Here is a 10,923-nt window from a genome sequence, read left to right as displayed (position 1 = left end):
TCCTTATGAAGTCTTTTTCAATAAGGTGTTGCACTTGACTTGACAATTCGCCACAAATACAGAATTCAATCTTCGTACGGCAAATAAAGTCATAGACAGCATCGCTTCCCTGCGGTACAATGGGAGTAAGGGAGGACATTGCCATGCAGATACTGTTTGAGAGGGAGCATTGCTGCAGCGCAGCATATGACGGGGACAAGCGCATCGGGGTCGCGGAGATCGAGGATGCGGACGGTCGTTGGATCATCACGCATACGCGGGTCGATCCCGCATACGGCGGGCAGGGGATCGCACGCCGTCTGATCGAGGCGGTCATCACCGAGGCGCGCAGCAGGGGCAAGAAGATCGCCCCGCTCTGCTCCTATGCAGAGAAGATGATGTCGGGAAGGGCAGAGTATCGCGACGTACTCACGGATGCAACCTAAGGAAGCACTGATAAATTCAGCCGCATCATCTTGACGCATCTTTTTTGCCCGCACAACGCCTGCAAATCCTCCACATAGCTTTGGCTATGCGTCCGGTTTGCCTCCTTGTTCGGACGAAAAAATCTACGCCAATCTGACGGACTTCATTTTATCAGCGATTCCCTAAACGGATGCAAAACAAAGACGGGACTGCGGCACAGATGTGCAAAGCAGTCCCGTCTTTTGATGGGATCGGTGGCGTTTTTCGCCTATTCGTCGTCCTCGCCCGCGAGTGCGGCGATCGCCGCGCCAATGATATTCTCGTTGATGGTCTGGACGCAGGAGATGACATAGTCTCGCTGCCCGAGCCGGAACGGCACGAGATGGTGCAGGCGCAGGACGCGTTCCTTGTCCGGCATCCTCTTATGGAGGAGAATCGTGACCTGCTCGTGCGCATCCTTATCCTCAAAGACGGCATGCAGATGTTTCTCGCTGTAGAATTTCTTGAAAATCTTCTGCTCTTCCGGCAGAATTTTTTCCTCGGCATAACGGGCGACGATTTCCTCGAAATACCCATATTCCTGTGTGTAGTTCGGCTCGTATACATCGCGGTAAAGCTGCAGAAGCTTGCGCGCGCCGAGATCGAAGAGATCTACGCGGTCGTAGAGCGCGACGATCTGGTTGAGCGCCTCCTGCATCGACCCCGCCTCGGGAGAGAAGCGTGAGATGTTGACCGTCGCCATGAGGAAGACGGCGCGCGTATCGTCCACATCGCGTGTGACAAGTCTGAGACGTACGGAGTTGAACGAGTTGCGCGTGATAAAGTCGGTATAGACCTCGCGCCCCGTGCAATCCGCCTCGTTCATCATGCGTGCGAGCATGCGCTCGTTCTGGCGTTTGCGCCGCTCGTAATGCGGCGTGTGCGCACTCTCCTCGTCCAGCTCAATGCTGCGGAGGAACATCTTGAACATACGGCTCTGGTAGAGGTAACGGATCTCTCCATTGCGCTCCTCCAGAACAGCAAGAGAGAGCGCATCTCCGATCTCAGGCGATCCGCGCCGCTCCAGTGGCTCGCTCGAGAGCACGTTGATCGCGCCGATCTCCTTATAGTAGCTGCCGAGACGGAACGGCTCGACTTTGACCTTTGCCTCGGGTCCGTGGCAGTAGGCAATCGCCTGATCCAGCGGCATGGGTGGGCTGAAAAGGTAGCCCTGCAGTTTCTCGCAGCCGATCTCGCGCAGAAACTCATACTGCTGCTCGGTCTCGACCCCCTCCGCGAGGGTGTGCATCCCAAGCTCCTTTGCCATGTTGACGATGGAGCGGATGACGATCGCCGACTTTGGATTGGTATCGAAGGAGCGCAGGAAATTCATGTCAATCTTGAGCACGTCAAAGACGTAGTCCTTGACGTTGTTCAGCGAGGAGTAGCCGCTGCCGAAGTCATCCATCCAGACCTCGTAGCCCTTTTCGCGGAATCGTGCGATCTCCCCCTGAAGGAATTTCTCGTCGCCGCTCTGTGCGCCCTCCGTGACCTCGATGTTGAGCAGAGAACGCGCGACATCGTAGCGCAGACGGACATCCTCGACTGCCTGCACCATGTCCATCAGACGGAAATCGGCACGCGAGAGGTTGACCGAAACCCGCAGCAGCTCCCAGCCCGGCATATCGTTACGCAGCCGCGCAATCGCCTGACAGACGCGCTCGATGATGTAGAGGTCGAGCTGCGGAGAAAGATGCGCGTCCTCAAGGACGGGGACGAACACCCCCGGCGAGATCATGCCGTGCTGAGAATCCTTCCAGCGCGCCAGTGCCTCGAACCCGCAGATCTCGCGTGTCATCGCACGGATCTCGGGCTGGTAGTAGACCTCAATGTAGCCCTCGATCATCGCCTCCTGAAAGGAGCGGATGATGTGGCTGCGGAAGTTCAGTGCCTCCTCCATCGACGGATTGAACTCCGCCCATGTGAGGTCATAGGTGTTCTTGATGCTGTTGCAGGCGATCTTCGCACGATCCATAATGAGTGCGACATCCATGACCTCCCTGCCCGGGCGGTAGATGCCAGCCTTGACCTCCATCGGCAGCCCCAGATCATAGACACGAATCCTCTCGTGAATGAACTGGATGGCATCGGCGGAGTCTTCGCTATTGGTCGCGACGGCAAAGTGGTCGTCGTTGAAGCGCGCGACGAGATCCCCCTCGAATGTCTCGCGCAGGAGATCAGCGACGTAGCGCAGGAGACGGTTGCCCTGCTGGAAGCCGTAGCGCTGGTTAAAACTCTTAAAGTTCTCGATGTCAAAGTAGATGAATGTCAGCGGCTCCGCCAGTTCATCCTGCAGATGGACGGATGCATGGCGCATAAACTGCATCATGTTGAGGAGCCCTGTGACCTGACAGAGATCACGTTCTCCATAATTTTCCAACAAAACGAGCCCCCCATTTCCTCTCGTTGTATCCGTTTAGAGCGAAATACGTGCGTACTCCTCAACCACGTCACGCAGGCTCATGCCGCTCGTCCCGCCGAGCAGTCCTCCGCGCTGTCCCGGCGGCGACTTCATGCGAGCCGTGATCTTCTCATAGAGCGCATCCTCGATCGAGCCGGGAACGAGCTGTTCCCAGTTCTTCGGGTCGTAGGCACGCTCCTTGACGGCGTTCTCGGGGCGTCCCGTAACCTCAAGCTCCGAGATGAACATAATCTGATGCCGTTGTGGACTGATGTAGTAGTGCTCCAAAAAATATTTTGCCGAGCGAATCTTCCCATCCTCAGCGACTGCCTCGCCTGTCGTGTTCTCCACGAGACGCACCCACGCGTCAATCATATACTCCGAGCTCTGGTAGGGACGGGGAACCCAGCGCGTATTCTTGACATCCAGATAATAGGTGAAATTGTTGTCCGTAAAGAGCGTCTTGTAGCGTGCGTTTTTCTCACGCCGCTCCTGCGCCTTTTCCGCCTTCTTTTCCATTTTCGTGGCGACACGCGCCTCGCGCAGTGCCTGTTTCTCCGCCACGCGTGCTGCGGACTGTTCCGCCTTGACAGCAGCGCGTTCCTGCTTCTGCGCTTCCCTTGCTGCCTTGCGGGTTTCGAGGGCGGCAGCGCGCTCCTGCTTCTGCGCCTGCTTTGCGGCAGCACGATCCGCCTGCGCCTGTGCGCGGGCTTCAGCGCGTGCCGCCTTAATGTCTGCGGTCGTCATGCGCATCGCCGAAGCCGTTTCCTCCGCCGCCTGTACAGGCGGTGCGGCCATGAGCAGCATCGCCAGTGCGCAGAGCGCGAGTCCCTTCCATCGCTTCATTGCGTCATCCCCTTGTCGAAAGAAATCCCTGTATTATTGAAGGAAGCACGGATACGTTCAACCGCATCAACCCACAGTCCTTGTGAAAATCGCACAACAAACATACCTATAGTTATCCCTAAGATATTACTTTCGACACAAATCATATAAATCCTCTTGAAAAGAAATTATTTCAAGGGCTTTTGTTCTGGTTGACCGGCACGACGCGGATATGCCTTCGGCGTAGTTCGCTCCTTCGTGACGGAGAGGATTGCGCGTACATCATCAAGTCCGGGCAGGTGCACGGGTCGCGCATGGATTGCACCGCCGCCGAGGATCTGTGCTGCACGTTTTCCCTCCGCCGCCTCCTCCGCATACGCGCGTCCCTTGAGCGCGAGCACTGTCCCGCCCGTGCGTACGAACGGCAGGGTGTGCTCCAGCAGGACGGGCATCCGTGCGACCGCGCGGCTCACAGCGATATCGTAGACGGCGCGGTGTTCCTTCGCGCGTGCCGCCTCCTCTGCACGTGCGTGGATGCAGCGCGTATTCGTGAGCCCCATCGCCGCCGTCACTTCTGTGAGGAATCGCACGCGCTTTTGGAGTGCGTCCATGAGTGTCACGCGGATGTGCGGGGCATAGACGGCAAGCGGGATGCCGGGCAGTCCCGCCCCCGTGCCCACGTCGATGAGCGTCTTCGCCGCACCAAAGAGCGTGGGCTCGTACGCCGTGAGGCTGTCGATGATGTGCTTGACCGCCACATCCTCCGGTGCGGTGAGTGCAGTGAGGTTCATGCGCGTGTTCCAGTCAACGAGCATGTCGTTGTAAACGGTGAACTGCCCGATCTGCGCCGGTGTCAGTGTGAGCCCCGCCTCGGCGGAACGTATGGTCAGGATCTCCTCAAAGCGCGTCATGTCTACCGCCTTTCCCACGGATGAGCAGCACGGCGACATCGTTCACATTCGTCCCCGTGGGTCCCGTCATGATGAGCCCCCCGACCGCGTTCAGTGTGGGATAGGCATCGTTCTCGGCGAGTGCCGCCGCCGCACTCCTGCCCGCACGTCTGAGTGCCGCCGCCGTCCCGCCGTCAACGTAGCCGCCCGCCGCGTCCGTCGGACCGTCCGTACCGTCGCTGCCGACGCTGAACACCGCAACATTGTTCAGACCTGCAATGCCGTCCGCCGCCGCGAGGGCAAGCTCCTGATTGCGTCCGCCGCGCCCCTTGCCCATGAGCCGCACCACGGTCTCGCCACCCGCAATGTATGCCGTCGAATCACTGTCCGCCGCGTGTGTCCGCGCGATGCACGAGAGGAACTGTCCCGCCGCGCGCGCCTCTATCGCGAGCTGCTCGGTGAGGAGAACGGGCGCGTAGCCGCGCCGCTGTGCTGCATGAGCCGCCGCAGCGCACAGCTCGCGCACACTGCCCGTGATGTGCGTTGTGACGTTCGGCAGGGAGGACGGCAAGGGCGCGTCGAGAAGAGCGCGTGCCGCCTCCGATAGCCGCAGCCCGTATTTTCGTGCGATGGCGTGCGCGTCTGCCGTCGTCGATGCGTCAGGGTGCGCGGGTCCCGAGGCGATCATGTCGAGCGGGTCACCGAGGATGTCGCTGAGCACGATGGAAAAGACGTGCGCGGGGGCGCAGTGCGCCGCGAACCTGCCGCCCTTGACCGCACTCATGCGCTTGCGGATTGTGTTCATCTCCACGATATCCGCGCCCGAGGCGAGCAGCTGCTCTGTGAGAGCCGTGAGCTCTGCAACGGGGATCAGCGGTTTTTCAAAGAGTGCGCTGCCGCCGCCCGACAGCAGAAAGAGCACTGTATCCTCCGCCGTGAGATGTTCGGTCAGACGCAGTGCCTCCTCCGTCGCCGCAAACGAATTCTCATCGGGGACGGGATGCCCTGCCTCCATGCAGGTGACGCGCGGAATCGCCCCCATGACATGATCGTATTTTGTAATCACAATGCCGCAGTCGATGCGTTCCCCGAGCGCGTCCGCCGCTGCGCGCGCCATCTGCCACGCCGCCTTGCCGACCGCAACGAGGACAATGCGCCCCGCGCCAAAGCTGTGCCCCTTGAGAGCCTTTGCCACCGCCGCATCGGGCAGAACCGCCGCGAGACTTTCCTTTATAATACCGTCCGCATCACTGCGCAGGTTCATCCTGATCACTCCTTTTCCACAATCATTTTCCCTATCATAGCATATGCACACTTGTCAAAAGAGCAGCCGCCTGTTATAATAGGTGTAGAAAGAAACGTCCTATGACGGCATCTTTCCGAATTATACGTTACATTTTATTTATAACCGTACATTGGTCAGAATGGGCGGTTATTTCTTTTTGTTTATCGCGAGTAAATATCCGGTTGCAACGACCAACAACACGATCGCATCCGCTTCCGTCATCTCACTCACCCCCTTTCGGGGGAAAGACACCGCCGCAGGATTGCTCCTGCCCAGGACGTTTCCGTTACAGTATACTATGAGTAGCCAGCAAACACAAACAAATTTTCGCCCGTGGACGCACTGCATCCACGGGCTTTTTCATACCGAATGTCCCCTCAGTTCACGACATTCGTCGGCGTTCCTTCCATAAATGCACGCACGTTGTCCGCCGTCATCTGCATGATGCGCTCACGCGCCTCCTTCGTTGCCCACGAGATATGCGGCGTGATGATGCAGTTTGGCGCAGTGAGGAGCGGATTCTCTGCCGCAATCGGCTCGGTCGATGCAACGTCAACCGCCGCGTAGCCGACCTTGCCGCTCGTGAGTGCCGCCGCGAGATCCTCCTCCACGATGAGCTGTCCGCGCCCATTGTTGACGATGATGACACCGTCCTTCATCTTTGCGATGTTTGCGGCGTTGATGATCCCATCGGTCTCGGGTGTGAGCGGACAGTGCAGGAAGATAAAGTCCGATTTCTGAAACAATGTATCAAGCGGCACATAGTCCGCGAGTGCCCGCCCCTCCGCGCGTTCGGAGCGGCTGTAGGCAAGGACATGGACATTCATCGCGGAGAGGATACGTGCGACCGCCTGACCGATGCGCCCGAATCCGATGATGCCCGCCGTCTTTCCGCTCACCTCGATGAGGGGTTTCTGCCAATAGCAGAAGTCAATGCTCCGCGTCCATTCGCCCGCGTGCACGGAGCGGTCATGATGCCCCACCTGCGAGCACGCCTCAAGGAGGAGGGCAATCGCATACTGCGCGACATTGTCCGTACCATAGACGGGCACGTTCATGACAGGGATATCCTTCTCACGCGCATACGTCGTGTCCACGACGTTATACCCTGTCGCGAGTACGGCGATGGCACGGAGGTTCGGGCACGCGTCGATGACGTTGCGTGTCATCGGGGTCTTGTTTGTGACGGCGATCTCCGCGTCACCGATGCGCTCTGCGATCAGCGGCGACTCCGTGAGCGCAGTGCGGTCATAGACCGTCACATCGCCGAGAGCCTCAAGGGGCGACCAGCTGATGTCCCCCGGATTCTCGGCATAGCCGTCAAGTACCACTATTTTCATCGTATTTCCTCCTCACACATGGACACAAGGCAGGCTGCCCGCCTCGCACCTTCTCTTTTCCTAATTTTACACGAATTTTCCACATGATAAAAGACGTTTCATAATTTTCTTTTCCAAAAATATACGGGGAAAGGCCTTTTGACAGCTCCTCTATAAATCTCTATAATCGTCATAAGCAGGATGACAAGGAGGCAGAGAAATGATACGCGAAACACCACAGCACGGCGAGATCTGGCGGCACTTCAAGGGCAATCTCTATCGCATTGAGACCGTGGCAGAGCACACGGAGACGGGTGAGCTGCTCGTCATCTATCAGGCACTCTACGGAACGTACGGCATCTATGCCCGCCCTCTTGCGATGTTCCTGAGCGCGGTCGACCGTGCGAAATACCCGAATGCACCGCAGAAGCATCGGTTTGAAAGAGTGCATCCGTAACTTCGCGCCGCGAACGCCTCCAAACGCTAGATGATAGTCCTCTAACGTTTGAACCTTTTTGATGAAAATAATCCCAACAATATATGTAGATTCATGTAGAATAACCGATATTTATGGCTTCAATGCGAAAGTTTCATAGGTCTTTCGTCTTTTTTTTGCAGGAAAAGATCACAGTAGAGAGAATTATAAGAATTCATCAAAAGAAAGTCTCTGCCGTTTCCACCAGAGACTAGGCGGATCTCTAAGATCTGCACCGAACTGTATAAAGGAGATGTATTCATGGATGCAGCAATGCTGACACTGGGAGTGCTCGCCGTCGCGGCGTTCCTCTTCGCGACCGAGATTATCCCGCTCGCCGTTACGGCAATGGGGGCGGCGATCGCACTCGGGCTCTTGGGGGTACTCACCCCCGCACAGGTTTTCTCGGGGTTATCCAACTCCACCGTCGTCCTCTTTGCCGGTATGTTCATCATCGGTGCGGCGATGTTCCAGACGGGACTCGCACAAAAAATCGGCATTGCCGTCGTCAAAAAATCGGGCAATGACGAGCGTGCATTGATGGTGGCACTGATGCTCATAACGATTGTCCTCTCGTCCGTCTCCTCGAACACGGCGACGGTCGCCTGTCTCATGCCCGTCGTCATCCAGATCTGCGCTGCCGCGCGTCTGCCCGTCTCACCGCAGCTCATGGCGCTCGCGGTCGCAGCGAACGTCGGCGGTACGATCACGATGATCGGCACGCCGCCGAACATCCTCATGAGTGCAACGCTGAGCGCGAGCGGTCTCACTCCGTTCGGCTTCTTCGAGTTCGCATGGATCGGCATCCCGCTCTCGATCGGCGGTGTGATCTACATGCTGACCATCGGGCGCAAGCTCTGCCCGCGCAATCTTGTGGACAGCGAGGCATTCGCCAAGGAGGAAGAGGAGGCGAAGAATCCGCGCAAGATGATGATCTGCGCCGCGATCCTCATCGGGGTCGTCATCGCAATGGTGCTCGAAAAGCAGATCAACGTCCCCATGCAGACCTCCGCCATCATCGGCGGTCTCCTCTGCGTCCTCACGGGCTGCCTCACGGAGAAGCAGGCATATCAAGGTGTGGACTGGACGACCATCTTCCTCTTCGCGGGTATGCTCCCGCTCGCAAGTGCTATGGAGCACAGCGGCGCGGGCAAACTCATCGCGGACTTCGTCGTGGGGCTGATCGGCAGCCATCCTGCGCCGATGGTGATCGTCGCGGCGATGTTCGTCCTCTCCTGCGGGCTCACGCAGTTCATGTCGAACACGGCGGCGGCGGCACTCCTCGCCCCGATTGCAATCTCCATCGCCCAGACCATCGGTGTCTCTCCGTACCCCGTCGTCATGGCAATCGGTATCGCGGCATCCTGCGCGTTCACAACCCCCGTTGCGACCCCGCCGAACACCCTCGTCCTCGGCCCCGGGCAGTTCCGCTTCATGGACTATGTCAAGGTCGGCGTTCCACTCGTCATTGTCTCGCTGATCGTCTGCCTTGTCGTCATCCCGCTCGTCTGGCCGTTCTAAGGAATCGCTGATAAAATGAAGTCCGTCAGATTTGCGCAGATTTTTTCGTCCTGTCAAGGAGACAAACCGGACGCATAGCCAAAGCTATGTGGAGGATTTGTCGACACAGACAGGGCAAAAAAGATGCGTTAAGATGGCGCGGCTGAATTTATCAGTGCTTCCTTAAGACTGCGGCATCCTACATATAAACGGCGGCAGGAGCACCGCTCCGCATCGTGCACGACCGTGAACAATGCGAACTGAAAAGGAACACTGCTCACCCATGACAGGTGTATCATCCGATATGCCTGTCATTTCATTGTGCATCTATGAGGAGAGAATCATCATGAAAAAAGAAGAAATGCTCCAGCACCTGAAGGCACTTGACCCCGCCATCTTTAGCCTGCTGCAGGACGAGATCCGCCGCCAACGCTGCACACTCTCACTGATCCCGACGGTCAACGCCATGTCGCCGCTCGCCGCCTTCCTGGAGGGGAGCGCACTCGCGAGCAGCACGCTTGAGGCGTGTGGCACAACACATACCTCCTCCATCGAGGAACTGGTGCGCACGCGAGCGCAGGAGCTGTTCGGCAGCGAGCACGCCGTTGTGCGCCTTGGGGGCATTGCCGCCGCCTCGCGTGTCGCATTCCTCGCGCTGCTGCACCCGGGTGATACCGTCCTTTCCTTTCACCGCAGGAAAGAGGAGCACTGTGCGGGACTGAGCTATCATTTCGAGAACTTCGGCATCGACCCCGCTGCGCAGCGCGTGGACTGGGACGAGGTGATGCAGCTCGCCGAGCGCGTGCGTCCGCGTCTCATCATCTTCTCCCCCGTCAGCTATCCGTGCATACCGAACTATGCGCGGCTCACCGAAGTCGCACGTGCCGTAGACGCCTATCTCTGGGTGGACATCGGACAGTGCGTCGGGCTCGTTGCGGCGGGGCTCATCCCCTCCCCCGTTGCGTGCGCCGATGTCATAAGCTTCCCGACGAACGATGCCCTCCGCGGTCCGGACGGTGCGATCCTGCTCTGCAAAAAAGAATTTGCCGCACGGATCGATGCCGCCGTCGCAAACACAGGACACAGTTCCCTGCACATGAACCACCTCGCCGCCCTCGGCTTTGCCCTGCACGCGGCTGCACAGCCGAAGTTCCGCGCCTATGGGGAGCAGGTGATGGCCTCTGCCGCTGCACTCGCCGCCGCCCTACGGGAACGCGGCATCGAGCTCCTCGCGGGCGGCACCGAGACCCATCTCGTCCTTGCCGCTCCTGCTGCGGGCGTTGACATCACGGAGGCAGTACACACCCTCGGGCGCATCGGAGTCCATGTGAAGCTCGACCGCATTCCGACCATGCGGTCTGAGATCCTGCTCACGGCACTGCGCCTCTCGACCGCCGGAGTCGTCACACGCGGTCTCACCGCTGCGGATATGCCCCTCGTCGCCGACGTACTCGCGTGCGTACTCAGCGGGAAATGCACGGAACGCGAGGAGGACAGACTGCGCATGACCGTCGCAAAACTCCTCATGGACAAGCCCATCTTCTCCGAGGCATGGATGAACGATGTCTCTGCATACGTCGCCGCTTCCCCGGACAGCGTCCATGACCATGCTGCGGACGAGCGCATGTCCATCCTCAAAAATCTGCTCAAGTAGCCCGCCTTCTGCTCCCGTATGGCCGCCCCGTGCCCATGCGGGAGCTTTTGACTGCGGCAAACCACATCGAATTCATTTAGGAAGCACTGATAAATTCAGCCGCGCCGTCTTAGCACATCTTTTTCGCCCT

9 protein-coding genes are annotated in these 10,923 nt (G+C 58.5%); 4 read left to right on the top strand and 5 right to left on the bottom strand.

All coding sequences use genetic code 11. The features are described from left to right. Positions 1-143: 143 nt before the first annotated feature. The gene (locus ACO6BQ_RS10445; RefSeq protein WP_489120818.1) at positions 144-425 is read left to right on the top strand and encodes a GNAT family N-acetyltransferase; all 282 of its coding nucleotides are present in this window, start codon (positions 144-146) and stop codon (positions 423-425) included. A gap of 248 nt (positions 426-673) precedes the next feature. On the opposite strand, the gene ACO6BQ_RS10440 is transcribed toward ACO6BQ_RS10445, so the two are convergent. The 5 genes from ACO6BQ_RS10440 to ACO6BQ_RS10420 form a co-directional block, all read right to left on the bottom strand. Next, entirely contained in the window at positions 674-2,824 is a 2,151-nt protein-coding gene (locus ACO6BQ_RS10440; protein ID WP_489120817.1) for a putative bifunctional diguanylate cyclase/phosphodiesterase, read from the bottom strand. Between the two features lie 36 nt (positions 2,825-2,860). Continuing rightward, the gene (locus ACO6BQ_RS10435; protein WP_489120816.1) at positions 2,861-3,691 is read right to left on the bottom strand and encodes a hypothetical protein; all 831 of its coding nucleotides are present in this window, start codon (positions 3,689-3,691) and stop codon (positions 2,861-2,863) included. A 167-nt stretch (positions 3,692-3,858) separates the two neighbouring features. Next, positions 3,859-4,581, bottom strand: a complete 723-nt coding sequence (rsmG, locus tag ACO6BQ_RS10430; RefSeq protein ID WP_489120815.1) for a 16S rRNA (guanine(527)-N(7))-methyltransferase RsmG — start codon at positions 4,579-4,581, stop codon at positions 3,859-3,861. After that, entirely contained in the window at positions 4,568-5,824 is a 1,257-nt protein-coding gene (locus ACO6BQ_RS10425) for a glycerate kinase type-2 family protein (RefSeq protein ID WP_489120814.1), read from the bottom strand. Before ACO6BQ_RS10425 ends, rsmG begins: the two co-directional genes overlap by 14 nt. 398 nt (positions 5,825-6,222) lie before the next feature. Beyond that, positions 6,223-7,185, bottom strand: coding sequence for a D-2-hydroxyacid dehydrogenase (locus ACO6BQ_RS10420; protein WP_489120813.1), 963 nt, complete (start codon positions 7,183-7,185; stop codon positions 6,223-6,225). Between the two features lie 199 nt (positions 7,186-7,384). On the opposite strand from ACO6BQ_RS10420, the gene ACO6BQ_RS10415 reads away from it, so the two are divergent. The 3 genes from ACO6BQ_RS10415 (at position 7,385) to ACO6BQ_RS10405 (ending at position 10,793) form a co-directional block, all read left to right on the top strand. Continuing rightward, positions 7,385-7,621: a DUF1653 domain-containing protein gene (locus ACO6BQ_RS10415; RefSeq protein ID WP_489120812.1), complete on the top strand. Its 237-nt coding sequence runs from the start codon at positions 7,385-7,387 to the stop codon at positions 7,619-7,621. Positions 7,622-7,900: 279 nt separating this feature from the next. Continuing rightward, positions 7,901-9,160 (top strand): SLC13 family permease, encoded by a 1,260-nt coding sequence (locus ACO6BQ_RS10410; RefSeq protein ID WP_489120811.1) that lies wholly within the window; start codon positions 7,901-7,903, stop codon positions 9,158-9,160. 325 nt (positions 9,161-9,485) lie between these two features. Next, positions 9,486-10,793, top strand: coding sequence for a serine hydroxymethyltransferase (locus ACO6BQ_RS10405; protein ID WP_489120810.1), 1,308 nt, complete (start codon positions 9,486-9,488; stop codon positions 10,791-10,793). Positions 10,794-10,923 lie beyond the last annotated feature (130 nt).

Source organism: Centipeda sp. (in: firmicutes), from assembly GCF_057271695.1.
The sequence above is the reverse complement of the archived record's forward strand: the minus strand, read 5'-3'. Positions and strand labels throughout refer to the sequence as shown.

Bases quoted from the DNA above. Each gene is read 5' to 3' on its own strand.
- ACO6BQ_RS10445 (WP_489120818.1), top strand. From the start codon at position 144: ATGCAGATACTGTTTGAGAGGGAGCATTGCTGCAGCGCAGCATATGAC.
- ACO6BQ_RS10435 (WP_489120816.1), bottom strand. From the start codon at position 3,691: ATGAAGCGATGGAAGGGACTCGCGCTCTGCGCACTGGCGATGCTGCTC.
- rsmG (WP_489120815.1), bottom strand. From the start codon at position 4,581: ATGACGCGCTTTGAGGAGATCCTGACCATACGTTCCGCCGAGGCGGGG.
- ACO6BQ_RS10425 (WP_489120814.1), bottom strand. From the start codon at position 5,824: ATGAACCTGCGCAGTGATGCGGACGGTATTATAAAGGAAAGTCTCGCG.
- ACO6BQ_RS10420 (WP_489120813.1), bottom strand. From the start codon at position 7,185: ATGAAAATAGTGGTACTTGACGGCTATGCCGAGAATCCGGGGGACATC.
- ACO6BQ_RS10415 (WP_489120812.1), top strand. From the start codon at position 7,385: ATGATACGCGAAACACCACAGCACGGCGAGATCTGGCGGCACTTCAAG.
- ACO6BQ_RS10410 (WP_489120811.1), top strand. From the start codon at position 7,901: ATGGATGCAGCAATGCTGACACTGGGAGTGCTCGCCGTCGCGGCGTTC.
- ACO6BQ_RS10405 (WP_489120810.1), top strand. From the start codon at position 9,486: ATGAAAAAAGAAGAAATGCTCCAGCACCTGAAGGCACTTGACCCCGCC.